General features: G+C 51.6%; 23 protein-coding genes and 5 pseudogenes. 9 read left to right on the forward strand and 19 right to left on the reverse strand.

Annotated elements, in window-relative coordinates; all coding sequences use genetic code 11:
- A complete protein-coding gene (locus F3J37_RS25700; RefSeq protein WP_034830591.1) occupies positions 1-915 on the forward strand; it encodes an Rpn family recombination-promoting nuclease/putative transposase in 915 nt (304 codons plus the stop codon).
- Between the two features lie 178 nt (positions 916-1,093).
- Here the strand turns inward: F3J37_RS25700 and F3J37_RS25705 are convergent, their stop codons facing one another.
- Positions 1,094-1,684, reverse strand: coding sequence for a DUF2913 family protein (locus F3J37_RS25705; protein ID WP_166936490.1), 591 nt, complete (start codon positions 1,682-1,684; stop codon positions 1,094-1,096).
- 423 nt (positions 1,685-2,107) lie between these two features.
- On the opposite strand from F3J37_RS25705, the gene F3J37_RS28545 reads away from it, so the two are divergent.
- Positions 2,108-2,386: a hypothetical protein gene (locus tag F3J37_RS28545; RefSeq protein WP_166936486.1), complete on the forward strand. Its 279-nt coding sequence runs from the start codon at positions 2,108-2,110 to the stop codon at positions 2,384-2,386.
- On the opposite strand, the pseudogene F3J37_RS28235 reads toward F3J37_RS28545, so the two are convergent.
- Both F3J37_RS28235 and F3J37_RS25720 read right to left on the reverse strand, forming a co-directional pair.
- A pseudogene (locus tag F3J37_RS28235) lies at positions 2,288-2,530 on the reverse strand (LacI family DNA-binding transcriptional regulator); the annotation flags it as partial. The gene F3J37_RS28545 and the pseudogene F3J37_RS28235 overlap by 99 nt on opposite strands.
- A 62-nt stretch (positions 2,531-2,592) precedes the next feature.
- The gene (locus tag F3J37_RS25720) at positions 2,593-2,856 is read right to left on the reverse strand and encodes a hypothetical protein (protein WP_166936491.1); all 264 of its coding nucleotides are present in this window, start codon (positions 2,854-2,856) and stop codon (positions 2,593-2,595) included.
- Positions 2,857-3,270: 414 nt separating this feature from the next.
- On the opposite strand from F3J37_RS25720, the gene F3J37_RS25725 reads away from it, so the two are divergent.
- Positions 3,271-4,509 (forward strand): sensor domain-containing diguanylate cyclase, encoded by a 1,239-nt coding sequence (locus F3J37_RS25725; protein ID WP_034830584.1) that lies wholly within the window; start codon positions 3,271-3,273, stop codon positions 4,507-4,509.
- 305 nt (positions 4,510-4,814) lie between these two features.
- On the opposite strand, the gene F3J37_RS25730 is transcribed toward F3J37_RS25725, so the two are convergent.
- The 5 genes from F3J37_RS25730 to F3J37_RS25750 form a co-directional block, all read right to left on the reverse strand.
- Complete coding sequence (locus F3J37_RS25730; protein ID WP_017345754.1) at positions 4,815-5,024, reverse strand: CsbD family protein; 210 nt, start codon at positions 5,022-5,024, stop codon at positions 4,815-4,817.
- 281 nt (positions 5,025-5,305) lie between these two features.
- Complete coding sequence (locus tag F3J37_RS25735) at positions 5,306-6,400, reverse strand: SMP-30/gluconolactonase/LRE family protein (protein WP_052127587.1); 1,095 nt, start codon at positions 6,398-6,400, stop codon at positions 5,306-5,308.
- Between the two features lie 23 nt (positions 6,401-6,423).
- Complete coding sequence (locus tag F3J37_RS25740; RefSeq protein WP_034830582.1) at positions 6,424-6,945, reverse strand: VOC family protein; 522 nt, start codon at positions 6,943-6,945, stop codon at positions 6,424-6,426.
- A gap of 90 nt (positions 6,946-7,035) precedes the next feature.
- Positions 7,036-8,850, reverse strand: a complete 1,815-nt coding sequence (locus F3J37_RS25745; protein WP_166936492.1) for a glycoside hydrolase family 15 protein — start codon at positions 8,848-8,850, stop codon at positions 7,036-7,038.
- A 72-nt stretch (positions 8,851-8,922) separates the two neighbouring features.
- Complete coding sequence (locus F3J37_RS25750; RefSeq protein ID WP_034830579.1) at positions 8,923-9,816, reverse strand: SDR family oxidoreductase; 894 nt, start codon at positions 9,814-9,816, stop codon at positions 8,923-8,925.
- A gap of 954 nt (positions 9,817-10,770) precedes the next feature.
- Here F3J37_RS25750 and F3J37_RS25755 point away from each other — a divergent pair.
- Entirely contained in the window at positions 10,771-11,406 is a 636-nt protein-coding gene (locus F3J37_RS25755; protein WP_240154174.1) for a hypothetical protein, read from the forward strand.
- Between the two features lie 512 nt (positions 11,407-11,918).
- Here F3J37_RS25755 and F3J37_RS25760 read toward each other — a convergent pair.
- Complete coding sequence (locus F3J37_RS25760; protein WP_034830575.1) at positions 11,919-12,308, reverse strand: relaxosome protein TraM; 390 nt, start codon at positions 12,306-12,308, stop codon at positions 11,919-11,921.
- An 883-nt stretch (positions 12,309-13,191) separates the two neighbouring features.
- Here F3J37_RS25760 and F3J37_RS25765 point away from each other — a divergent pair.
- Positions 13,192-13,725 carry a lytic transglycosylase domain-containing protein gene (locus F3J37_RS25765; protein ID WP_034831245.1) on the forward strand — a complete coding sequence of 178 codons (534 nt, stop codon included), beginning with the start codon at positions 13,192-13,194 and terminating at the stop codon, positions 13,723-13,725.
- A gap of 22 nt (positions 13,726-13,747) precedes the next feature.
- Here F3J37_RS25765 and F3J37_RS25770 read toward each other — a convergent pair whose 3' ends face one another.
- The 3 genes from F3J37_RS25770 to F3J37_RS25780 form a co-directional block, all read right to left on the reverse strand.
- Complete coding sequence (locus F3J37_RS25770; RefSeq protein WP_034831247.1) at positions 13,748-14,569, reverse strand: DUF932 domain-containing protein; 822 nt, start codon at positions 14,567-14,569, stop codon at positions 13,748-13,750.
- Positions 14,570-14,622: 53 nt separating this feature from the next.
- Positions 14,623-14,928: a hypothetical protein gene (locus tag F3J37_RS25775; RefSeq protein ID WP_034831249.1), complete on the reverse strand. Its 306-nt coding sequence runs from the start codon at positions 14,926-14,928 to the stop codon at positions 14,623-14,625.
- 857 nt (positions 14,929-15,785) lie between these two features.
- Positions 15,786-16,406, reverse strand: coding sequence for an antirestriction protein (locus tag F3J37_RS25780; protein WP_080748185.1), 621 nt, complete (start codon positions 16,404-16,406; stop codon positions 15,786-15,788).
- A 354-nt stretch (positions 16,407-16,760) separates the two neighbouring features.
- Between F3J37_RS25780 and F3J37_RS25785 the strand changes: the two are divergent.
- Positions 16,761-17,433 (forward strand): annotated as a pseudogene (locus F3J37_RS25785) (class I SAM-dependent methyltransferase).
- Between the two features lie 132 nt (positions 17,434-17,565).
- Here the strand turns inward: F3J37_RS25785 and F3J37_RS25790 are convergent.
- On the reverse strand, positions 17,566-17,871 hold the full coding sequence (locus tag F3J37_RS25790) for a hypothetical protein (protein WP_052127529.1): 306 nt from the start codon (positions 17,869-17,871) through the stop codon (positions 17,566-17,568).
- A gap of 161 nt (positions 17,872-18,032) precedes the next feature.
- On the opposite strand from F3J37_RS25790, the gene F3J37_RS25795 reads away from it, so the two are divergent.
- Positions 18,033-18,266, forward strand: a complete 234-nt coding sequence (locus F3J37_RS25795; protein WP_034828061.1) for a hypothetical protein — start codon at positions 18,033-18,035, stop codon at positions 18,264-18,266.
- Positions 18,267-18,300: 34 nt separating this feature from the next.
- On the opposite strand, the pseudogene F3J37_RS25800 reads toward F3J37_RS25795, so the two are convergent.
- The 4 genes and pseudogenes from F3J37_RS25800 to F3J37_RS28245 form a co-directional block, all read right to left on the reverse strand.
- A pseudogene (locus tag F3J37_RS25800) lies at positions 18,301-18,767 on the reverse strand (helix-turn-helix domain-containing protein).
- A gap of 246 nt (positions 18,768-19,013) precedes the next feature.
- Entirely contained in the window at positions 19,014-19,382 is a 369-nt protein-coding gene (locus tag F3J37_RS28240) for a transposase (RefSeq protein WP_230599170.1), read from the reverse strand.
- 162 nt (positions 19,383-19,544) lie between these two features.
- The gene (locus tag F3J37_RS28415) at positions 19,545-19,664 is read right to left on the reverse strand and encodes a hypothetical protein (RefSeq protein ID WP_255464809.1); all 120 of its coding nucleotides are present in this window, start codon (positions 19,662-19,664) and stop codon (positions 19,545-19,547) included.
- A gap of 20 nt (positions 19,665-19,684) precedes the next feature.
- Positions 19,685-19,990 (reverse strand): IS110 family transposase, encoded by a 306-nt coding sequence (locus F3J37_RS28245; protein WP_255464811.1) that lies wholly within the window; start codon positions 19,988-19,990, stop codon positions 19,685-19,687.
- 368 nt (positions 19,991-20,358) lie between these two features.
- On the opposite strand from F3J37_RS28245, the pseudogene F3J37_RS25810 reads away from it, so the two are divergent.
- Positions 20,359-21,330: pseudogene (locus F3J37_RS25810) on the forward strand (IS110 family RNA-guided transposase).
- 35 nt (positions 21,331-21,365) lie between these two features.
- Here F3J37_RS25810 and F3J37_RS25815 read toward each other — a convergent pair.
- On the reverse strand, positions 21,366-21,647 hold the full coding sequence (locus tag F3J37_RS25815) for a hypothetical protein (RefSeq protein WP_034828063.1): 282 nt from the start codon (positions 21,645-21,647) through the stop codon (positions 21,366-21,368).
- A gap of 130 nt (positions 21,648-21,777) precedes the next feature.
- Positions 21,778-23,321 (reverse strand): annotated as a pseudogene (locus F3J37_RS25820) (methyl-accepting chemotaxis protein).
- Positions 23,322-23,940: 619 nt separating this feature from the next.
- On the opposite strand from F3J37_RS25820, the gene F3J37_RS25825 reads away from it, so the two are divergent.
- Positions 23,941-26,007: a TonB-dependent receptor family protein gene (locus tag F3J37_RS25825; protein ID WP_166936494.1), complete on the forward strand. Its 2,067-nt coding sequence runs from the start codon at positions 23,941-23,943 to the stop codon at positions 26,005-26,007.
- Positions 26,008-26,023: the final 16 nt, after the last annotated feature.

Raw genomic sequence — 26,023 nt, forward strand, 5'->3', positions numbered from 1 at the left:
ATGAGTAAAAAAATAACACCGACACCACACGATGCGACATTCAAAGCATTTCTGACGCACCCGGATACGGCGCGCGACTTTATCGAACTACACGTGCCGGCAGAGTTTCGCGCCATTTGCGACCTCAGCACGCTAAGGCTTGAGTCCGGCAGTTTTGTGGAAGAAAACCTTCGCGCCTATTACAGCGACGTGCTTTACAGCGTTAAAACCACCCGTGGTGACGGCTATATCCACGTGCTGATTAAGCATCAGTCTACGCCCGATCGGCATATGGCGTTTCGTCTTATGCGTTACGCTATAGCGGCAATGCAGCGGCATCTTGATGCGGGTCATAAGCAGCTTCCACTGGTGATCCCTGTACTGTTTTACACCGGTCGGCGAAGCCCTTACCCCTATTCGACAGACTGGCTTCAGGAGTTCAGCGATCCGGATATGGCTGCCAGGTTATACGGCACGGCATTTCCACTTGTAGACGTTACGGCTATACCCGATGATGAGATTATGAATCACCGCAGCATGGCAGCGCTGACGTTGCTTCAGAAGCACATCCATCGACGGGATCTGGCGGAGCTTCTCGATCGACTTACGACAACGCTGCTGACCGGACATCTGACGGGACAGCAACTCATATCACTGATAAACTACCTTATACAGGCAGGCGAAACTGAAGACGCTGAAGCCTTTGTACGTAATCTGGCACAGAGAGTGCCGCAGCATGAGGAGGCTCTGATGACCATCGCACAGCAGCTGGAACAGAAAGGTATCGAAAAAGGTATCGAAAAAGGTATGCAACTGGGAGAGCATAAAAGCAGAGTCGATATTGCTGAAAAACTCCTCAAAAGTGGCATGGCTTTGACATCAGTGAAAGAAATGACAGGCCTGTCTGAAGAAGAGCTTTCTAAAATTCGTCATTAAGGCTTTTTATTCCCTGTCTGATACCCTGGCTCCCTGTCAGGATTTTCTGGCTTTGGTCAGTGACTAACTCTCAGATGGGCCATAATAGTAGCCTGACATTGGCTCAAGTGATCCCGAGCTAATGTCAGGGTTGTACTCTGGTTATCTGCCTCATAAACTTCATACGGTTTGGCTGCCTTTACTGAATATCAGTGATTAGAAGATGTAATAGGGGATCATCCACATCTGCTTTGCGTTTCCACCCGGCACGTGACAGTAGCGCATCCACCGCAGAGAGTTCGGCGGTAATACGGGTGGCCAGCGGTTTTATAAGGCTTCCCTGTTCATCAAAACCGGTTTCCAGATCGCTTTTCCGGAGGAAAACAGCCGGGATTTTAGGATTCATCTTCAATGCCTGGCGCCCTTCCCAGTCGGATTCCGTGAGAACGCCGTAATTAATACCCGTCAGCGTAATGGCGTGCATCACGTGCTGGAGGCGGAATAAATCATTTTGCGCCAGCAAATCACTGCTGCTTGCCCGCCAGAGATATTCCAGCTTACCCGGCAGATCCGCCCGAAGCCCTTTCTCCCGGCCTTCTCTGAGCAGCCAGCGAATGTCATTCGCCAGTTCACGCCGGAACAGGCGTTTCTTCTCAGCGGTCGCCAGCCACCTGCATAAAAAGAGATTTTCCTGCGCAGCGGAACTGACGGCTCCGGCCTGACGTGCCATGTTCAGTGCGATAAGTCCGCACCAGGCAAGGTGATCGACGTAGAGGTTTGAGGTATCCATACTTTGATTAATTTTTCTTTGATATGCGGATTTAATTGCCGATCCTAACCCGCGCGGGCTTCAATTTCATCCCTGTTTATCAGGGAACCTCTTTGCCCTTCAGGAGGCGAGGGGACTGACGGAGTAATATCGTGGTGCACACACAGCTACGCTGTTTCAAACGAGAATTTCTGTACTGATTTATTTAACCCGTCATAATGCGGGTTTTTTACAGCATTCCCGCCGGCATTTTCTGGATGTAAATAATTCAGACCATCACGCCTCAGACGGCAGCTGTGTTCGGGCATAAAGGCAAGCTGTATTCAGGGCAGCGCATAAGGAAATCTGAGCATAAATACAGTGAGAGCTGTCTTGTGTTGCCTGCCGTACAGCTCATGGACAATCAGCTGCCTGCCACTCTGGATCCTGACTTCCAGGACTGTCGTGACGCTGGTTGCGGCATTGTTTTCAGCTGATGCGAAACGACGGCCTACCAGTGTAGCCAGCTCCGCCTCGTTTAACCTCAGTATCATGCACCTCTGTTCCCTAAAGATCCTCAATCTAAAGAGGGTAGCTGAAAAGCAGGCATGCGATGACATTTGCGCGCCTTTAATGAGAATGTCCGCCCTGACAGTTGCTGCTGCCGGTGTTCATGGTGCAGGCAATTATATTGACCTGGTCGCCCAGCTTTTCGGCGGCACGCATCACTTTCGCGCGATTTAATTCAGCTACAGATGCGCCGGGCGTGAAGGTCCTGGACACGGCCGAACGGGCAACCCCCGCCAGCCGCGCCACGTCTTCTGCCTTTACCCAGCTTTTACCTTTCTCAGTTATCCGTTCTCCACCCTGCTGATTGCCCGCACTGATTACAAAGGGAAAACTCACATCAGGGCTACAACTTTTTTTAGAGATGCTGGCGGTGCCTCCGGTCAGGCAGGCTGCATTACCGTTTTCTGACGGATGAGTCTGTTAAGTTTTTCAGTGGCCAGACTGATTTCGTTCTGCAGCTGAAGATGCTCCCCCCGGGCCGCGCTCAGGCGTCTCTCGAACAGCAACGTTTCTCCTGCCGTGATTTTCTGTTCTTCCAGCGAATGCAGAATAATTTCTGACTCCCGCAGGTAGCACTTCAGCATTTCGATGTGAACTTCCTGAGCACTCATTACGTTCTCTGCGAGTCTACGAGCCATAACCACCTCAAAATTTCCTTATTCCCCAGGCAGAAAGCGTAATCATAAAAATCATGACTCGCTACTGGCGCAGTGTACTTTTGATTGGTTATGGATCTAATTGCTGAGACACCATACATCTTCGCGAAACCTGACCCCGTTTCGGCGGTATGAGATATTTAAGTTAGCGGACTGAACAGCCGATAAGATTGATATCTCAATTGCCGATAGTGTCTCACTGTCCCCTCACTCCAGAAATAATCCGCAGTTTGATTTCTGCAGGTTTATCTACAACGCTAAGCATGGTTGCCATACCCGAAATGAAACGCTTTTATCTCTTAAATGATGAACTCCAGGAACGTCAGTGACTGATAAAAGGTATCTATCACGATCATTGTTGAGGTTAACCAGTATCGACAGTCTAAAACGGAGTTCAAAATAATGAGCAATGCGATCAAACCTGCCCTTTCCGCCGTCTGGTCCACCGACGCTTGTGACTTCTGTGTTACCAGTCAGGAAAGCCCTGAGGGTCTTCTCCCCGCACTGAAAGGCGTTACGCTGAGTGAATGGCTGGAATTCGCACAGGCTGATAATGACGCAACGATTGCGCAGCAACTCACTGCAGCGCTGGAAATGTTGACCCCTTTTAACATCGAAGTACCGATTAACTGCCTTGACGGGACCAGACGCCGGGTGATCCTGTCTGGTTTGCCGGGATACACGACCAGTAACTCTCTTGGCCATTTCAATGGATTTATCCTTGATATAACCGGTCAGCGTAAAGCCCTTGAGGATGCTCTACGCACGGCGACCGAATACCGATTGTTGATTGAAAACAGCACCGACCTAATCGCGCATTGTGACAGGGACGGCAGGTACGTATCGATTTCGCCTTCTTATAGTGAAATGATTGGATATTCAGTGGACGAGATAGTTGGCCAGCGCGTGGTGGATTTCCTCCATCCTGACGACCGCGTATCCGCCGGAGATGCGTTAATGCATCTATTTGAGGGTGGTGTGCTGCCGGACGTCGTAGAAGTTCGCAAAAGGCACCGGGATGGCCACTACATCACGCTCGGTACTAAGGCTTGTGGGGTAAGTGATCCCTCTACTGGCGATAATATCGGAGCCGTGCTTGTCTCACGCGATATCACGCATGACAAGGAAAAAATGAGAAGGCTTGAGAAGCTTGCTACCCGGGACACGTTGACCGGATTGCCTAACAGGGCCTGGGTTTACGATAAAGTCAGAGGGATGCTGTCTGAGGGAGAAGATCTCACTTTCACAACAGTTCTTTTTATCGATCTTAATGGATTCAAACCCGTTAACGATACCCTGGGGCATGCGGCAGGTGACGTTTTGCTACAGCAGGTGAGTGAGCGATTAAAACACTGCATGCGCTCTGGGGACTCAGTGGCGCGCCTGGGAGGTGATGAGTTCCTCATAGCCGCTAAATGCCTTAATCGCGAGGCGGCTTCAGCGATCGCACAGCGTCTTATTGACAGCCTCCGGGAGCCATTCGTTATTCATAAAATGGAAGTGCGTATCGGGGCATCCATAGGTATCAGCCTTGCAGGCTTCGGATCAGTATCCGTCGATCAGTTATTTGATCACGCTGACAAAGCGATGTATCAGGCGAAAGCGAAAAGAACGGGCTCTTATCAGTTTTATGGTGGCTGAATAAAGGCTACAAAGGAGAGTTGAAAAAAACCGGCACATTGAGTGCCGGTTAAAAATTCAAGTTTCCAAGAGATTGGGTTTCACCCGGCACTAACTATAGATTAATTCAGAAAAAAATCGCTATCTTAAATTTAAAGTGGCTCCGCACAGGGCAGTTTTCAGAATTCCCCTTTGAAGTGAAAATCTTTAGGATGAAATAGACGTACGGCACGAGGGCAGATTACTGGCCAGCCCTGTATCACGTACTTATGCCATGCAATAAAAAAACCGGCATGGCAGCCGGTTTCAGTATCAATTCCAGGGGTTTACCATTTATAGTGGTTAGAATCTTCCCAGTCTTTCAGCTCTTTTTCAGCCTGTTCCTTGCCGTAACCGTAACGTTCCTGGATACGACCTACCAGCTGGTCGCGTTTACCTTCCGCGACATCCATATCGTCGTCGGTGAGCTTGCCCCACTGTTCTTTCACTTTGCCTTTGAACTGCTTCCAGTTACCGCTGATGCGATCTTCGTTCATGTCGGTCTCCTTCGTTAATTCACGGGCTGCCGCCTGGCAATCCCAGTTCAGAACTTCATGCTAATAAGTATGGATCATGCAGGGTATTTTTCCTGCCACTTATCACATTCTCGGAATTTTCCTGAGATAAAATCAGCCAAGCCGCGTAAAGCTTGATACCCGTAACATTGCCCTTATGGCTCTTCTTTAGTTGGCGACTTTCGCTCTATCCCTGCAATTTGTCTGCCCTGGCTTTTAGCTTCGTCATGCACCGCATGGATTTCAGTTACAAAACTATTTTCTTAAGTGCTGAAGGGGAAACGGTAAACTGACCAGGGGCCATGCGTTGCATCTGTACCCTTGTTGTTATCTGCCAGATACTCAATCTGAGGTGCGGGTACATAGATCCAGCCGTCTGAGATAACGAGAGCATCAGGCGTTATGAGCTTCTCATCCTTTATTAGCGTCTTGAGTGTGCCGTCAGGCTGAAGTTTATCGACAGAGCGTTTCTCCACATTGGAAAGATAAATATTCCCTGCCGCATCGATGGCCGATCCACCTATAGAAGGAATATCCGCTACTTTCTCAATTTGCCCCGCCAGTGTTTTATCACTTAACCGCTGATCTTTTAATGAAGCCGTAGGGATACGATAAAGCGGGCCGGCCGGGGGCGCATAGTAAAGCCATTGTCCGTCAGGGCTGACCTCGATAACGTCACTGTGCACGGTGGGGCGTTTTCCGCGGTTATCCTCAAGAATTCGGCCCTGGTAGCCTTTCTGAACGAGCCCATCAGGTTTACGCAGCAATGCATTTCCGGAGAGCCTTCTTATCGTTTTGCCTGTCTCAAGGTCGTGAATGATGACGCCGCCAAGCCCGGAATCAGTCACATACACGGAGTTACCCTTTATGCGCAGGTCGTTAGGCGCACCACCCGGCGGTAAAGCTATTTCATCAAACCGGATAACTGAAGCCGCTTCGCCTGTTGCGATGTCGAATGCGACAAGTTTTGCCGCACCCTTTGAAGGTTGCTCACCCTGAGGTGCACCCTGATCAACCGCCCACAGCCTGCCGTCACCGAAGTGATGGCAGGCATTTACGTTGACAAGGTTGTTGAGACCTTCATCACCCGGCGTCCATTTATTCCAGTGATTACCCGGGAAGGGGGCCAGGCCAGATTCGGTCACGCGCGCAAGCGCCGGAGACTTCTCATGCCCTTTAAAGCGGGGGAAGTTGAGGAACATGGTGCCACCGGCTGAGACAGCAAGGCCGTTGGCAAGCCAGGGTGAAGTGGCGGCAACCTGCAGTTGCGGATTAACCATCGACTCTGCCACAGCGAAGGCTGCCCGCGACAGGCACAATGTTGCGAGTCCGCCCGCAATAAATTCACGTCTTTGCATCGTCTGGCCTCCGGGTAAATGATTCAGACTTCCGGTATCCAGCGCTGCTGGGTGGCTTCAGCGTCATAGCGAATGCCTGAAGGCAGTGTAATGAGCTCGATGAGGACGCCAAAAGGTGTCATGCCGAACCACGTCTGATTGCCTGCCCCCTCCTCCTGAGCAAAGCAGTCGGAAGGGCCTTCAAGCATTTCTGCGCCATGCGCCCGCATTCTTTCCGCTGCCTGGTGAATGTCATCCACATACAGTGAGAAGTGGTTAATTCCCGGCAAGCCTGGATGAGCGGAGTGATCTTTCGCGGAAGGGTCTGTCTGAAATAACTCAACGTTGCACCCATTCTTCAGCCGCAGCATGGAGAGGCCGGTTAACCTGAGTTCCGCAGGGAAGCCATTGAGAGGAGCCATTTTCTTGCCCGGAATAAACTTTTCGGCATCAGCGGGCGGAACGATACGGTAGAGCACAGATGCATCCAGCGCGCCGATGAAGAAATGCTCGGCCTGCTTTAAATCAGAAACGGTAATGCCAATATGTTCAATTCCGCGGATCATCGGTTATATCCTTTTTAAAGTGATGTAAGAGGGCCAGCCGGGCTGTATCTGCAACGCTGGAACCCTACTCTCAGAAAAAACGGTTGAGGTTTAAGCGTGATCGGTCAGCGCCTGCGCCGCACAGATGAGAGCCAGGTGGCTCAACCCCTGTGGCATGTTGCCGCGCCACTCGCCGCTGCGGACATCAAACATTTCATTGAAGGTTTCGACGTTACCGCACTGGCAGAGCTTATCCAGAATCTCTTCCATCGCCTTTTCGGCTGACTGCGCTTCACCCATCGCTGCCAGCGCTTCGACCATCCAGAAAGAGCAGGCAATAAACGTGCTTTCTTCCTGCTCAACGCCGCTGTAACGGTATAGCATCGCGCTGCCGTGACCCAAGTCCTCCCGGATGGCACCATAGGTGGCACGCATGCGTTCCGGGTTAACCGTGTTGCCATAGTGGTGTACCAGTGCCAGAGCGGCATCGAGCTTACCGTCAGCGTGGGGATAGAAGAGGTAAGCCTGCTTTTCCTCTGACCAGCAGTGCTCCTCAATCCATTCACTGATTCGATCCCGCTCCCGCTCCCAGCGCTGAACCCAGGTGGGTTCGATATGTTTAGCTTTTGCCAGTGATACTGCGCTGTCGAGCGCCAGCCAACAGGCCATTTTGGAGTGGGTATAATGCTGTTCGTCCGGCAACTCCCAGATCCCGCTGTCTTTCTGACGCCACTGATCGGCACAGTAGTTCGCGAGCTCTCCCAGCATGCGTGAAGTTTCAAGATCCAGGATGTGGCCGGCACGGATGAAGAGTTCTGCCGTGGCCAGCATGTCGCCGTACATGCTGAGCTGAACCTGATCGCGTGCGTTGTTGCCGATACGAACAGGAAGAGAATGCTGATAACCGCGTAAGGAGGGGTAACTTTCTGCAGGCACCACGCCGCCTTCCAGCGTGTAACAGGCGCGCAGCCGGGTGCCGTGGCGTATGATGGTTTTCGATAACCATGAAAAAGCGGCTTTACAGTCTTCCAGCGCGCCCAGGAAAACGAACGATTTGATAATCAGGCAGGCGTCGCGCACCCATGCATAGCGATAATCATAATTCTTTTCTCCGCCAATGCCCTCGGGCAGTGAGGTGGTTGCCGCAGCGGCCAGTGCACCGGTTGGCGAATACCAGAGGAATTTGAGAGACAGCGCCGAGCGTCTGACGTGATCTGCATAACGGCCTGCGTAGCTTAGGCTGTGCGCCCAGTCGCGCCACGCCGTATGGCTGGTTTCAATACGGGCATCAACGGCTTGCAAATCAGGCACAGCCAGCGGCTCGCGCTCTGTCACCAGCAGGGCAACCAGCGAGTGACTATCAGGTCGGGTACGAAGCGTTGCGCGGATCACTCCATCGCCTCGCTCTGTTATCAGCCAGTCGTCAGACGTACGTAGCATAGCCATCAGTTCGGCAAGATGATAAACGTCACCCTGTTCAGTGTTATCCCGCCACGGAGAGCGGGTCTCGGCCACGGTGCCGAACCGTAATGTCAGGCTCAGTTCAACTTTGCCTTCGATCCCTTCAATACGTCTTGCCAGTTCGCTCCAGGGAAGACGACCGGCCAGCGTGCTGTTAATCGACTCAGTAATGAGTACGCTGCCATCCTGCGTAATAAACCGTGTTTCCAAGACGTTGCTGTCAGGGCGGTAGGCCCTTTCCGTACGGTAATCTGCAATGGGTTCAATCTGGAAAAAACCGCCGATTTCGGGGTCCAGCAGGCGGTCAAATAATGGCGGTGAATCAAGGTTTGGCGCACACCACCAGTCAATAGCCCCATCCGGGGCAATAAGTGCCACAGACCGACCTTCACCAATGGCCGCATAATCCCCAAGGCGGGCAAATCCATCCTCGCGCATCGGCGATCGTAGTACCTGATTATTCATTGCTTTTCCCTGCATGCTGAGACGACAACGTGGCCGCTTGCGGCCACGTTCTTCAAAAAATCCTGCTGATACTCAGACCGTGCCGGTGCCGCCATCGGAGCACCAGACCTGGCCGGAGGTAAAGCTGTTGGTGGTTTCAGCAAAGGTGACATAGAGAGGCGCAATTTCTGCTGGCTGGCCGGGGCGGCCCAGCGGGGCGGTGGCGCCAAACTGCTCAACTTTTTCCTGTGGCTGGCCGCCGCAGACCTGCAGTGGTGTCCAGTAAGGTCCTGGTGCGACAGCGTTAACGCGTATTTGCTGTTCGCCCAGCTGTTTCGCGAGGGCTTTGGTGAAAGCGGCTATCGAAGCTTTTGTCTGAGCGTAATCCAGTAAAATGGCGCTCGGATCGTAGGCCTGTACTGAGGTGGTATTAATGATGGATGAACCGGCAGGCATGTATTCCAGCGCCGCTTTGGTTATCCAGAACATCGCATAAACGTTGGTCTTAAATGTAGCGTCAAAATCTTCCGTAGAGAGCGTACGAATAGATTCATTAAACTGCTGCCGCCCGGCATTATTAACCAGAATATCGAGACCATTTAATTGGCTGGCAGCTTCGTTAACCAGTTTCTGACAAAATTCTTCAGAACGAATATCGCCTGGGATAGCAACAGCTTTTCGTCCTTCGGCTCCGATTAATTTTACGACTTCTGCAGCATCCTGCTCTTCATCCGGCAGGTAATTAATCGCGACATCGGCGCCTTCACGCGCATAAGCGATAGCAACGGCGCGGCCAATACCGGAATCTCCACCCGTAATCAGTGCCTTACGACCGGTAAGGCGTCCAGTGCCCCGGTAACTGGTTTCACCGTGGTCGGGCCGTGGCTCCATTTTACTCGCCAGGCCAGGAACAGGCTGATGTTGTTTTTTAAACGGCGGCTTCGGATATTCCTGTGTGATGAGAGTTTTATTAGTGAATGAGTTCATCTGTGTCTCCTTTTTGGTGATTAAATTAAGCCTGGCAAAGTTGTGATGTTTGTCACGTTAATAGACTCAAAAAAGTAAAAAAAGAAAATTAAGCGAAACGCAATATCTGGTGAATATCAGGCATGAAAGCTGGGATCGAAAGGTAATTACTTAAATTGGGAGGTATTGGAACAGGAACATTCAAAAAAAATCGTCCCGGCACTAACAGCGTTATTGATTAATATCCATTTGCTTAAGAGAACTAACAGACTGCCTGTGACGTTGATATGATAATTTCAGTAGGTGAAGGTTTATTGATTGAACTGTCTGGTTGGGCGTTTAACCGTAAAATGTCACCGATTTTAATCTCAGGGTACTTCTATCAGAAGCCAGCACCAATCATCATCGCGCCTGACTCAATAAACAATGGCCGCTATAAACTGGTCCGTTATACGGCACGCTATGAGCAGCACGCAGGCGAACAGGAAAATGTACATTCAGCTGCCAGTCTGCGCTGAAAACATCATACATACAGTCTGTGTTACTTATTCCCAGCCTGCCTGAACATCCCCCTGCCCGACCGCCCTTTAAGCAGCGGCCTTTCAGGCGCACTGAAGCCAGACGGTCGCAGACGAAAGAAAGAACCCGCGGCACCGCTAACAGCCACGAAGGACCCAGTAGTTACAGCATTCAACCCAAAGCCTTGAACGATTTACCGGCCCTCCGGGCCGGGCGGCGGGGGCTGGTCAGTGGGGGCAACCGGGGTGCAGGTACGGCGCGGGTCCGGGGTGCAGGTACGGCGCGGGTCCGAGGTGAGAGGGGCGCGATGGTTCAGACTGGCTGACTACAGTTATTTCTCTGACTGTTGTAACTAATTGCACTATCATGGGCCCGCGTCCGCGGGAGCTACCTTAAACCTCTGAGTGGCGCGGCCGCTGCAAGCGAAGGCTTTATTTATTCCCGCAGAATGCAGGCATGAACACCTTATTTATTTTTCTGACGGAAGTCATGACGCAGGGAATTAAAAGAAAATATGACGACGAACACAGACGACCGCGTAAATATGCCCGCGGTGAAATGCAGTACCGGAAACTGTGGCTGCCGGAAAATCTGCTGATGGAATTACGCGTGGCGGCGCGCGTCCGGCGATTTACCACCAACGACGAAATTATCAGCCGGTTAATAACGTCGATGCAGTTTTCACCCCGCCGTCACGTCATAAAAACGGATGAGGGACAGCGGCTGGTTGCGCTGGCCAGGAAGTTCTATGAGTTTATTCAGTCGCGTCTGGATATTATCCGGGTGGAGTTTCAGCAGAATGAAATGAGACAGGCAGAAAAGAAACCGTTCGCCCCCGGAAAAAACACGGCCTTCAGCAGCAGCTTTGCGGAGAATTTATGGCGTGACATGGAAATCAGTGCCCGCTTTAACCGCCGCAGCGTGAACATGGAAATACAGCAGCACCTGCTAGCCTCGCTGAATTATTTAACGGAGCAGCAGCTGCCGGAGAACGAAGAGGTCAGAAGGCTGCGCGAGCTGGCCATATTATTTGACGAGTTTATTCTGGAAAAAGAGGTGGTGGCCGAGAATCCGCTCACGGGTAAACAGTAGGAGTCCTGATTTTTTTCATTAAAATTAATAAATAGTCTGCTCATCCACTCCCTTTATTTTCCACAGCAGAGATTAAAACCAGAGGCATGGCCGCCGCAGCGGGAGCATTCACGCACGGCGGCTATGGAAAATAAGATTAGGATAAATTTATTGGGTCATGAGGAAGTGAATAAGTTTAACATTCCTGAGTAAAGATACTGTTATCCACAAGCTTTGTCTGAAATCACTGACAAGCAAAATGGCATACTGAGACTCAACGTCAACGCACTGAAATTTCCAGCCTTAAAGAGTAAGTCACCACACTCTTCACCCTCACCTGAAAAAACCATGGCCTTTTATTTTATCGAATAATCAGGGTTACGGAGTGAATGAATCAGAGAAAGCTCAGGAAATTAAATACCCTTTGCAGTTGGGTCAGGCTCACTAGGCAGGGTACACAGTATCCTGAGCAGCGGATGGTGCATATTCCGGTAGCGTTACGCTACCGGATTTAAATCCTTATGCAGAAAGTGTCACTCTTCCAGAATAAAGTGTTTGCTCTCGGCTTTATCTTCAGCCGTGCTCATTCCTGTCAGGTTCTGGTCAATTATCTCTTCCAGCGCCTGCGGACCGGACTCCCCGCGCAGATGCAGATACATTTCAGTGAGCATGGCCATCATGATGCTGGTTCCCTCACGGGTGCCCGCCACGCGGCGTATTAAATCCCGGTTAAATTCTTCCGCGTCGAATTTATTCCCCTCGCCCTGGTGTTTTTTCACCATCAGACCGATGCCGACGAGTTCATTCACAACGGAGGAAAAGTTAACCTCACCGTGACTGGCACCATTTTGCAGTTCAATCTGCACTAGCTCCTGCACTTCCCTTTCCGTTTTTTCTTTAAAGTAGATGTTCCTGCGCGCCATGCGGGTATTCCTTGTGATCCGGGATTATTTTAATCCTGCCGGGTATGTTTAATTTTAAGTATTTTAATCAGGGAGCAATCCTGAACGACTGCATTCCGGTATAATCTCGTTTACCGTATTATTTACACCGGCTTCAGTGTGTGTCAATCCGGCACTGTTTAATTTATCCGGAAGGTGTGTGAATCCGGCACTGTGGCATATTTTTATGTGTGTCAATCCGGCACTATGGCTGATTTTAATGTGTGTTAATCCGGCACTATGGCTGATTTTAATGTGTGTTAATCCGGCACTATGGCTGCTTTTGATGTGTGTTAATCCGGCACTATGGCTGCTTTTGATGTGTGTTAATCCGGCACTATGGCTGCTTTTGATGTGTGTCAATCCGGCACTATGCCACACCAGTTATAATATAAATTATTGATTAAATTATATAACCACAATTAACACACACTACAGTGCCGTTTGCAGTGCCGGATTGACACACCAAGCGGCACTGCATTAGCACACAATCAGGCACCGCACTAACACACAATCAGGCACTGTACTGACACACAATCCGGCACTGAAAAGTGTGTCAATCAGCACACAATTTAATTCATACTCGCTAAATACAGCTCAGAACACATTCTAAGCATATGTTTTTAAGACACTAAACTGCAAGATAACATCTTGCGTGGGGTGTGATGAAATCTTACCCCTCAAAAGCGGCTTGTTAAATAACGCTATCTTCCTGAATTCTTTATATCCGTGACGAAGTTAATCAGAACCCCGTCAGCGCATCGTGCGCGCCTGTAACGAATTATCTTGCCAGGGATGATCTGAGCGCGTATTTTTCACACCAACCCGCCTGGCGCTTTATGCGCATGCACGTGAGATTATCAGAATGAAATGGTTTGCTGTTCTCGGCCTTGCTGCTGTATTCAGCGCACAGGCCGCACCCGAAATGTGTTTTACAAAAGCCGGTCAGGATTTTGGTATTGATCCGCGCCTGCTGATGGCGCATTCAATACAGGAGTCGCGCATGCGTAATAACGCCCTGAATACAAAAAGCAGCGGCGGAACGCATGACGTGTGTAATATGCAGATCAACAGCTCTCACTTTAATCAGCTGAAAATATTCAATATTACGCGGGAAAGGTTACTCAAAAATCCCTGCATCTGTATTTACACCGGCGCATGGATCGAGGCGCGTAACTTCAGGCAGTACGGCAGGAACTGGGACAGCGTCGGGATGTATAACACCGGACCCAGTCCGAAGCTGATAAAACAGAGACGTGAATATGCGGCCATCATCAAAAGTATTTACCGCGTGCTGATCGCCCGCGATGAGGTGTACGCCGCGATGTCACAGCAGAATAAAAAAACGCCCGCGCCGGAAAGCTTTCTCAGCGCGGACGTTAACACCGTTTCAAAATAGCCCCGGCTACCGGGGCTGACGGTTATGATTTCAGCTTTGCAAACTCTTCGGCCATTTTCCACAGCGCCTGATTCAGCTTAATATCGCCATCAATGCCGGTTACCGGTCGTGTAGTGGTTCTTTTTCCCTTCGCCGTTCTGCCGGAGACGCCGCCCTTAATCAGATTCTCCTGTACGATATTAAATGCGGTCCACAGGTCGGTGCCTTTGTCATACCAGGCGCGCGGCTGAATAATTCGCTCAGCGGATACCGGCGGCTCTTTTCCGTCATATTTATACTCCAGCGCCAGCTGCCCCAGCAGGCGGCGTTCTTCGCTGTTGACCTGAATCGCTTTCATGGTGCCGATATTATTTTCCACCTTATCGAACACGCCCAGCACCTCATAAGCGCCTTCGATAACCTGCGACACAATATCCCCTTTATGCGGCACGCTGATTTCACCGAACGATTTCCAGCACACCAGACCGTTACTGCACACCTTACGGAAAATACCGGGGATCATTTTATAACTGCTGGAGCCGTCATGGCTGTTCAGTAATACGATTTCGGGCACCTCTTCGCCGCCGTTATTATTTCCACGGCGCAGGCGGATCATGTGCTTGGTAAACTCACGACGCTCAGGATCGCGCACGCGCGACTGACTGGCATAAAAAGGTTCAAACCCTTCTTCACGCAGTTTATCCAGCAACGTAATGGTAGGGATATAAGTGTAACGATCTGAGCGCGAATCGTGTTTCTCTTCGGAAAATGCACTCGGCACGACGCGCATTAATTCTTCATTGCTCAGCGGGTTGTTTTTACGGACGGAAACGGGAGCAGCGTAGCGGGTTGATAAACGGACCATAGTAATATTCCTTAAATAAATGAGAGTGAAAAAAATAAATTCTGTAACCGGGCTCACTGCCCGGCGTCGTAGTATTCGCGGACAATAACAAATCCGGTGTCATATTCCTGGACGGCAACGGGATACCCGTTCCGGACGTAAATCTTCAGGGCCTCAGGCTCCGGGGTGGGCTCCTCAATCAGCGTCATGTCGGCAAATCGCGCCCAGTGCACGCCCGCCACGCCGGTAAACTCACCGTTTGCGCGGAGCCAGCTGTACAGGTCCGAAAATTCAGCCGGGCTCAGGACGCTGTTATCCTCGCCCTTCACCCGTGTTTCGGTAGATTCGGCAGCGGCGGTTCTGACGTTCTGTGTGTTCATGCTGGTTCTCCTGTTTTCGGTTGCTGAAACCATGTTTCGGTGAGTTCGTTGCGGCGAAGGGCAAAGGAGCATCGACGAAGAGAGGGCATAAAGGGGCGACGGCAAAAAGTTTTTTGCGGCACCTGGCAAAAAGTTTTTACCGGCGTGCATTTCACCCCTTTCTGCACGAACCGGCGGTGCTACGAAAAGCCCTCCGCAACGGGCTGGCCGGAACATGCGCAGCCGGAGGGGAGATGAGCACGAACACACCCCGGACGGCTCCGCCGGTCCGGGCTTCAGCGGCCACGTCTTTATGTGGCCAGTGAACGCGCGGGCGCCCGCCCGCTGCAGGGGTTGACCTCAGCCATCAGACCCTGGCCGTCAGGCCCGGAACGCGGCCCTTTGCGATCAGGCGGAGCTTACCGGCTATGCCGGTTAGCGCAGTAGGGCTCGACGACCCGGCTTGCCGGGAAGCCGAAGGTGGCCATGTCCCGGAAGTTTTCGTGGCTTCTGAGTGGAGTTTTGACGTTGAAAACGTTCGTTTTTTCAGGGGGAATAACAGGCTGGCAGCGAAATTCGGACGAATAGCGGCGGTGCCTGACTGACTGCACAATGCAATTTAGCGGCGGAATAAACGGCTAAAAATACTCTTATTTTCTCCTGATAAATTGATTTTCAGGTTGCAGGCAGTCACCGTGAACGGCGCTGAAGGCGCGTTTCACGAGGCAGCCACCCCGGCGGCTGTTTTTTTTGCGCCCGTTCATGCGACGGCTGATAGAGCAAAAAAAAGTGCTATAATTCAACACGACACAAACCTCATTGTTGCATTTTCTTCCTCGTTTCAGGACGAAACTAAAGCCGTTCGCGACGTTCCGGTTTTATTCAGAAGTGCCCCAGATTGTGGGGCTTTTTTTAATTCCGGGCATCCCTTCCCCCGGGTCTGTCAGCGCTTCACCGACTTTTCTGAGAGCTTCATGCTCTGATTGCCACAGGTTCGCCGCGTAACCTTCTCTGCCCTGAGGATCCTCAAGCCGCATGAAATCCCAGGCCACGCGCAGCACCTGCTCCAGCGCGGCAAAAATCGCGGCGGCTTCGGGGTGGGCAAAGGCGTAGTCGGTCAGCTGTCGGTGGCGGCGGCAGTACAGCGCGCACAGCTCCGTGTCATCGTGGCGGTCATACATCCAGCTGCGGTGGTTCAGCACCAGTGAAGTGATAACGAGGCCCGCCGCCTCGCTGCTCAGGCGCACATCGCTGTGGTTTGCCATATTAACGAAACGCCAGGTTTCCTCCGCTGCGGGCTTCATAAAGCCACCGCCGGACGGCAGCAGCGCGAAGTCCCACGCGCCGCCGTCGTACTCCCTCAGGTAACGATCGGCGTACAGGTACACGTTGTTTTCGGCGCGCATAAAATCGTCACCGAACAGCGCGGGCAGGAAACGCAGGCGCACGTAGCCGTCAGGGACGCGCGCGGACTCAAAAGCAGGGGTGGCAGTCTTCATCAGAAATCTCCGCAGTCAGGGTGGTAAACCATACCGGCCTGTGCCGTGACTGAATGACAGACCGGCGAAAAGCGGAGTGTTCATGAGCACCGCAGGAAACCGCAGCGCAAGCGAGCCCGAGGCGGGATTACGCACAGCGATGACGCGAAGCATGAGCGGAGGCGCGACGGGAGTAAGCACGCTGAGGCGAGTGAGAACGGATGAGCAGTTGTGTTTAATGTCAATCAGAACGCGGTATAGAAGCACAGTTGTATTAACAGACAAATGTTCACTGTGAGCGATGGGGACGCTATTCCTGAAAGGCGGCGATGACGTATAAAGTGGAGTGAATATTATTGGAAAGGTATCTCTGGCATGAACCCCTATGAGAAACATTACAGGCAACTTCATGCAAATGGCGCTGAAGCCTGGGCTGGAGATGGTTATCTCAGAGCCAAAAAGCAGCAGGAGAAAATATTCAAGTGGCTTGACACACACCAGTATTTGCCCCAGCCGGGTACGCCGGTGCTTGAGATGGGATGTGGGAATGGAGCAATGGCAGCGCAGTCCCTTGCTGAGCTGGGGTATTCTGTCTGGGGGATCGACTGGTCAGAAACGGCTATCTGGTGGGCAGAAAATCGTTTTCAGCAGGCCGGACTCACCGCTAAATTTCTTGTCGGCGATGTCTGCAATCTCAGCCAATGTGAGGCCTCAAAGTTTGAACTGATTATCGATGGCAGTTGTTTGCATTGTCTGATAGATGACACACGTAAACTCTTTTTTGCAGAGGTAAGGAGACTGCTCGCCCCCGGGGGGGCTATTTGTGATCAGCTCTATGTGCGGAACTCCTCGTTATTCCGAAGACATGGGTGCCTATGATCCAGTCAGACATCATTTGCTAAAAGGAGGTCGACCGTGGCGAACCCTGATGCCGCTTTCAAATTTAACTAATGAAGTACAAAAAGCGCATTTTAATGTAGAGGCGATCAGAGTTAATAAAAATAAATGGTGGGACCATGCCACAATAGTCTGTTCGGTAAAGCAGTAAATGGCTGAGTTACCTGCAAAGCGATTCATCCAGTGCATTACATCCTCCGTTTTAACTCACAGCCAACAGCAGACGTTTATTGATGACTGCTAAATATTTTCATCATTTTAAAAATAACATCTCTTGTGCAAATCAAACTCCGACAACAATCGGCTGATGTGTTTTAATCAGGTCCTTTTTGCCCGGATTACATTCCTGTTTTGTACCTGGAAGATAAAATTTACCATCCATATCAGAGTCTGTGCCGCCCGGACAACCAGGCCCCCCGGGGGTGTTATTCGAGCTGCCGCCATCCGAACCGTTCCCACCGTCAGCGCCGTCTGCCCCCTTCTTTCCCATATAACCGCCGGCCCCACCATTACCGCCAGTGCCTCCATGACCGGCACTCACAGAAAAAGCGCACAGTGCGAAAAAACAGGCCAGGAAATATTTACTCATCTGGATCTCCTCATTCGAAAAATCAGACTCTACGGCTGTCAGTACAACTCAGACAGATATACTAATCGTCCAAAAGCTTTATACCGGCTTTACGGGATCAGGCCAGTTCAGATATGTTGTGTCTTATTCTCCCCGTTAACCACATAGAATGGAGATCTGAGATGGACGAACACTTGGCGCTTAAAATTTTCGCCGGATTAGCGGCGATAGCGTCCATCTGGCTGGATTTTAGGCCGAATAAAAGAAAGCAGAATGCAGATCCGGCTATAGCGGAGGCTGATGAACGCGAACGGCACTCATGGCGCTATCCAAGATGGGCTGTCCGGACGATACAGATCCTGCTGGGCGTCTGGCTGCTGTGGCAGGTGGTCAGGTTCATACTGATTTTTCCCTGAAAATTTAACAGATGACTGCTGTTGCGAATCGCGGTTATCGCCGCAGCATCTGCCGCAACCGCTTCTGTTGCCAGCGGCTAATCAGCCCGCGAAAAACAAACGTCCTCATGCCACGAATAGCCAGCAGTGCAAACCAGATCCCCGATACCCACAATGACCATACGCTGGCCGGGGCCGTAAAGTGGTTAAGAACAAGCAGTGCGTACAAACAACGAAAGCGGTAACAACCGACCGGTAAAAACGGCCTTCCTCTGCGAGATTGCTCTTCGCTTCGGCAATTCTCTGGTCGAGCGCGTTATCGCCATGCGCATCAGAGCCAGAAAGATCCACAACGCTCACCTCAAATACAGTTGCAAGGGCGCTCAGTGTTTCCAGGCTGGGTTGATCGCCATTCTCAATACGCTGCACCGTGCGCACACTCAGTCCGGACAGTTCAGCAAGCTGTTCCTGGGACCATGCTCGCGCAAGACGCCGCGATCTAAATTTGTTTGTATTACTCATATTATGTCTCCAAATGGAAAGTGGTCAGTGCACAGTGTTGCCCAGACAATCCTGCAAGACCACGATCATAACCCGACAGTGACCTGACAACGGTCTGACATGCCGGTTTGAGAGTATTGAATCCCAAAATTCAGGAGAATATACAGTCGGTTTTAACATACAAGTTCATATGCTACTTTCGCTTTTGGCACTGAGCGGCCGTTAACCCCAACTCCCAATTGTAGTTGCAATCATATCTTTACAATTTCAATTTTTAATAAGGGACATATTCCTGTCGCAGTTCGGGACCACTAAGCTCTGCTTTTTCTCACCATCCCGGATTATCGCATTTATGATGGTTATCAGCTTCCGCATACATGCGGTCATAGCAACTTTGAAAAATTTGCCTCTTGCGGTCAGGTTTTCATAAAAAGCTTTAATTTCCGGGCTATAGTGAACAGCCGAAAGTACAGCCATATACAACATAGAACGGATATCAGATCGACCGCCCCATATCATCCTGCGCCCGCTGAAACTTCCACTATCTCTGGAGTAAGGACATAGTCCGATAAGAGCACTTATCTTACGGCGATCAAGCGATCCCAGTTCAGGTACCTGAGTGAGTAATGCCGCCATGACGACCGGCCCTACCCCTTTAACATCTCGGAGCAGCTCCACTTTATCTTTCAGTACGGCGATTTTTCCGAGCCTTATAGCGAGGGCTTCATCGATACGCTTTATTTCTGAAGTCAGCCACTGAATGTGGCGACGTATATCGGTCTAAATTTCTTGCTCTGTCTATGCTTCAAGGCGGTTCGTCTCCATTGTGCGATTAGCAACAAGCTGACGCCGGCGAGTGACCATTGCTTTAAGCTTCAACAGTTCCTTATCAGGCTTCTCTCTGACCGGCGGTTCCATACGTATACCGTATTCACAGATTAGCTTGGCGTCCTGTACGTCGGTTTTGACCGAAGCCCCAATGCGCGACTGAAGTTCTTTATCAGGCGCGGATTAACAACTACAACATGGAAACCATGCATTTCCATTACTTCTACAAGTGCTTTGTGGTAGTTACCTGTTGCTTCAACCACGAATGAGCTGATTTCGCGGCTGCTGACTAAATCCAGCAACTCATCAAAACCTTTAGCAGAATTCTTAAAATGATAAGTGCCAGAACATCCACTGACACACACGTCAAAGCTGCTCTTGGCTATATCGACACCTACAACGACTCTTGTGTTCATTTCAGTTCTCCCAATCTTGCAAAATTCGGGCTGGAATTAACCGCCCAGGCAGTTGTTCGGGCTGGTGCTGAAAAAATGCTGCGCTGTACAGCTCACCCTCGGGCTTGTTAACCCAGCAGTCCGGTCGTGCAGCAGCATCGTTTTGCCAGTTTAATGAGGCTTGCTCAACATACAAGCAGTCCGGCGACAGCTCCCTTATATGTCGGGAAATATCTAAACTGACTTTGCAGGTCTGGCGAGGTCCGTGCAGCAGGTGAAGCTTCCGGGGCGCAAGAGCCCGTAAACAAGCGAGTGCGCACGGACTGAGCCACTCATCATTAGCCCGGACAGTTGTCTAAATCTAAATTCGTATCGTAAGGAGGGGCACCATGAGTCAGCCGGATTTGCAGTGCATTGGTATTGATGTGGCAAAGGCCACGCTGGACGTGGCTTCTACAGAGGAGATTATTCCTTTCACCGTCAGTAATGACACTGCAGGTTTTGAGGTAATTACTAACATAATCAGCGGACTTAATATTTCTTTGATTCTGATGGAGGCCACCGGAGGCCTGGAGACGCAGGTAGCAGCGCGTCTGCAGTCAGAAGGCTTTGACGTGGTTATTATCAACCCCTGACAGGCACGCGATTTTGCCCGAGCCATGGGGCATCTGGCGAAAACGGACCGGCTGGATGCCACTATGCTGGCGCAGCTTGCACGCGTGATTAACAGCCATCCTGATCGTAACCGGTATATCCGGCTGATGCCGGACGCGGCCAGAAAGGCACTTACGGCACTGGTCGTAAGACGCCGTCAGCTCAATCAGATGCTGGTTGCGGAACGCAACCGGCTTTATCCCTCCCACCCCGATGGCCGTGAAAGTATCAGTCGGATCATGACGGCCCTCGAGGCAGAGCTTGCTCTTGTGACGCGCATGATGAATCGTCAGGTGCGGCAGCATTTCCGCGATCAGGCCCGCCAGCTGGCCAGCGTGAAGGACGTGGCGGAAATTACTGCCGCCACCCTGCTGGCCGAACTGCCGGAGCTGGGCACCCTGACCCGCAGGGAAATCAGCGCGCTTGTCGGTGTCGCCCCCGTTAACAGGGACTCAGGAAAAATGCGGGGAAAACGAACGATTTTTGGCGGAAGGGCCGGCGTGCGGTGCACGCTTTACATGGCGGTAATAACCGCCATTCAGTTTAACCCGGTTATCAGGGCCTTTTATGTCAGGTTAGTCGAAGCGGGTAAGGCGAAAAAGGTGGCGCTGGTTGCCTGCATGCGTAAGCTGCTGACCATCCTGAACGCCATGGTCAAAAGCGGGATGTACTGGGAGGATCATTTCATGCCACCCCCGCCAATTTAGTGAATTAAAAACTCAGTCCGGTTCTGAGACGAATGTCATCCGAACTGTTTTGATGCCACTCTGAAAAAGTTCTGCAGCGCCATCAGCGCTCTGCCGGTCATGGCTATCTCCGATACCATCACGGCGTCATGCTGTTTCAGCCAGGCCAGGAAGACGGGGTCACTCATGAAGGGGCTGAACGTACCAAAAGCCAGCTTCAGATGCGTCAGGTTGTTGGCCCACACGTCCAGAGAACGATATTCGCCCTCACTCAGTTGCGTAAGCAACTGATCCGTTTGCGCTTTGATTTCTGTAATGCGCCGGTACTTTTCATGCATGCGTTTCCGGACCTCGAAGTGATTGTTTTTGCACCTGACGTACAGCCTGTGCGCCACTCAGGGGCGTGTGCTCACGTGAGAACGGCAGCAGTGAATCCGGTTCAATACAGCCGCCCTCTTCTCACAGGCCTTAGACCCTGAAGGCCTCGACCATTCCGCGTAAAGCGTGTGCCTGCTCAGACAGTGACTGTGAGGCAGACGAGGATTCCTCAACCAGCGCGGCGTTATTCTGGGTCACCCCGTCCATCTGACTGACGGCAATGCTGACCTGAGAGATACCCTGCATCTGCTCGGATGAAGCCAGCGAAATGTTATCCATGGCTTCCGCCAACTCGCCTACCATACCCACACTCTTCAGAATGCTGTGGCCGGTACCTGCCGCAACCTTCACGCCACTCTCTACCTGCTCCACAGCCTGTTCAATCAGCTGCTTTATATCGCGGGCGGCCATCGCACTGCGCTGTGCAAGCGTCCTGACCTCTCCGGCCACCACGGCAAAGCCGCGCCCCTCTTCTTCGGCACGCGCGGCTTCAACTGCCGCGTTTAGGGCCAGAATGTTTGTCTGGAAGGCGATACTCTCAATCACGGCGGTGATGTCCCGCACCTTCGTTGCGCTCAGTGAAATGGCATTCATGGTTTCCGACATGTGCTGCACTTCAGCTTCACCCGTACGGGCAAGTAATGCCGTTTCGCGGGCTAAATCGGCGGTCTGCCGGGCTCCCGCTGAGTTATTTTTTACTGTAGCGGTCAGCTGCTCCATACTGGCGGCCGTTTCCTGCAGTGCCGCAGCCTGCTGTTCGGTACGCGAAGAGAGTTCAGTATTACCCTGAGAAATTTCATCCGCGGCCAGCGCCACTGAGGCGGAGGAATCTTTTATCTGCGACACAAGGCCCCGCAGGTTTGCCTGCATGCCGTCCAGCGAAGCCAGCAGGCTGCTCGTGTCATTACGACGTAGAATGACCGGACTTGTAAGGTCGCCCGCTGCGATTGCCGCTGCAAGCACCTGCGCCTGCGCAGGCTCCCCGCCCAGCTGTCGCATAAGCACGCGAATGGTAAACACGCAGGTAACTGTTGCCACAACAAGTGACGCGGCAGCCATCAGTACTAGGGTTAATGAAGCCCGATCAGCTGCCTGACTGTTCTGCTCAACGGCGGATTGTGTATTTTTCATCTGTATCTGCGTCATGTCGTTCAGCGCATCAAGCAGGGTGCTTTGCGCAGGACGCGTGACGTTCATCAGGTAAGCAGTAGCCTCCTGCGCCAGATTAGCCAGTCCCAGCTTTCCGGCCTGCTCCAGCGAAGCGAGTGCAGAACCTTCTGCCTGTAAAATGTGGCTTAATATCTCGCGGCTCTGTGGAGTGGTTCCATTTTCATCACTCCCTCCAGAGCTTTCCGGTTTTCAATATATAGCGCTTTTTGTTTCTGCAGACGATCCCACTCAGGTTTCATAGTCTCCGGATCAGTCAGTAACGCCATATTGCGTACCGCAATAGCCATATCCCGCAGGCCACCACGCATGTCCAGTGCAATCTGATACTTCTTCATTTTAACGTTGACGGCATCATCCATGCCATCGCTGGCCCTGCTGAGTGCGCTGAGCGCTATGCCGGTACAGATGATAAAAAGCAGGATAAGCAGGCCGAAGCCAGTACAAAGGCGGGTGGAAATTTTCATCAGAGATATCAGTATGATTGATTGTCAGTGATGAGTATCGGCAGAATAAAATGTAACTGGAGCGGAGCTATATAAAATTAAACCGAGGATTATTTCAGAAGTTACCCCCGCACGTTATTTATGCCTTTTACTAAACCAGTAGCAACACAGTTGCTTGTTTGCGAGGCCGTCCGGCTATCCGTTCAGGTGACTTCAAGTTTAAACGTCTTCAACTCCTCCAACCATTGCAAGGATAAACGGTGCTGATAGCTATTCCCACATTCAGCTTTTGACTCGACAAGCGACGGCGAACCACATGGAGGCATTTTCTCACTTAAGGGCGAAAATGGAGAATCACACCTAAGGATTTCTTCAATTTAATTAAACATCATTATCATAAATTTCGAACATTGATTTGATACCAGCAATCGGTGAACAATCAGCGCCTCTATACACCGCTCCCCTTCTGGATTTTTACTCCACGTTTGCATAGGGACTAACCTTACCTCTTTACAAAACTGCCCTGAAAATAATGCCTTGACATAGATTTACGCAGATTAAGGAATGTTAAGCCTTTATTGATAATGATAATGTTTATCAGAATCATTACTTAAATCTTACATTTTATTCAGGGTTGAAAATGAAACGCACTAAGATTGCCACAGCTTTGGCCGTGATTTTGGCCGCTAAGTACAGTTACGCTGCAGATCAGACGATGACCGTATCCGGAAATATTCTGGGCGATTCCCGCGCTGAAGAGGTTAAAACCTGGGCAGGCAGCCGCACGGTTATCAGCAACGATCAATTAGAAAAAGGCGCTAACCGCACCCTCGATGATGCGCTGCAGCGCGTGCCGGGTGTCAAAATTCAGGATGAAACCGGCACCGGTGTTTTGCCACAGATTGCGGTGCGTGGTTTATATGACAGCCGAAGCGGTCGCGCACAGATCCTTGAGGACGGCATTCCACTGGTGTTAGCCCCTTACGGACAGGAAGGCATGTCACTGTTCCCGGTGACCTTCTCAACCATCGATCGCATTGACGTGGTTCGCGGCGGTGCAGCAGTGCAATACGGCCCAAACAACGTTGGCGGCGTCATCAACCTCATAAGCAAACCTATCCCTTTGAAGTGGGAGAATGAAATTGCTGAGCGCGCCACGTTTTACGGCAAGGGACGCAATCTGTGGGATACCTACCTGCGTACTGGCGGCATGTTAAATGATGATTTTGGATTGCAGGTCGAAGCCAATCAGGTGAAAGGCAGCTCATTCCGTGAGCACAGCGACAGTAAAGTTCAGAACTTCCGCGTGCGTGGCCTGTGGAATATTAACGAAGACACCACATTAAACCTCTCTTACCAGTATTACGACGCTCACGCGGATCTCGCAGGCGCCCTTTCAACCGCCGACTATAATCACGACCGTCATCAGAGCACCCGTCCCTGGGATGATTACGACGGTCACACCAAACGTTACAGTGCAGTTTATAACCAGCAGCTGGGATCACTGGGCTTTATTGATAACGCCGAATTCAACTGGATGTTCTTCGGTCATGAGTCAGTCCGTGATTTCCACGTTGGCATGAGCAAAGTAGCCGGTCAGAACTTTAATCCGGCCCTGCCCGCCGATATTGTGCAGAACTCCCCGCGCAGCTTTAAGGTCTGGGGAACAGAGCCGCGCATCAGCATGGACATCAATGGTGACAACGTAAACCAGCAGTGGATTGTCGGCGGTCGCTTTGTCAGTGAGAAAGTGGACTATCAGGTGCGCCAGCGCACGCTGGCAACCGGCACCACCGCCGTCACTCGTGACTGGGACTTCGATGACAAAGCCTGGGCCGGGTACATCAGTAACGCCGTTAAGCTCTTCAGTGACACTTTAACCATCACCCCCGGCATGCGTTATGAAAACGTCAGTGAAAAATACACCGATAAAAAAACCGGGATACGCACCTCCGCGCCTGATACACAGTGGCTGCCGGGTCTGACCGTCGGTTACCAGCTGACACCACAGTGGTTCCTGTATGCGGATATGCAAAAAAGCCTGCGTCCGGCGCAGGTAACGCAGATTGTTAAAGGCGGCGACGTCAGTTCTGAGCTGGCCTGGAACTATGAAAGCGGCGTGCGTTATACCCCGACTGATAACGTCAGCCTGCATGCAGGCCTTTATCGTATCGACTATAAAGATCAGATTTCCTACGACAGTGTGTCTGACAGCTACCTCAACATTGGTCGTACCCGCCATCAGGGTGTCGAGCTGGAAGGATTCTGGAGCCCGGAAGCGGTGGAAGGCCTGAAACTGCATGCGGGCTATGCCTACCTGCAGGCAGAGCAGCGTAACGGCGTGAACCGCGGTAAAGACGTGCCTTACGCCTCCCGCACTCAGCTGACGCTGGATGGCAGCTACGACTGGCGCGATACCACCTTCTCGCTGTCAAGCTACTACTTCAGTAAGTCCTACGCGGACGCCGCCAACACGGTGCAGGAGAACAGCACCGGCTCGGTTGGCCAGATGCCGTCTTACTGGGTATGGAATGCGCAGGTGAGCCGCGACCTGTATAAATCAGGCCGCACCGTGCTTAACGGCTACGTGGGAGTCAATAACATCTTTAACCGCGATTACTGGTTCCGCGGCGTGGATACCAGCCCGTGGGGACGTCAGCCAGCCCCGGGACGTTCTGTCACGGCGGGTGTCAGTCTGAAGTTCTGATCGTTCTGAAGAGTGC

It is taken from the genome of Candidatus Pantoea communis, from assembly GCF_011752685.1.
GTDB lineage: Bacteria > Pseudomonadota > Gammaproteobacteria > Enterobacterales > Enterobacteriaceae > Pantoea > Pantoea communis.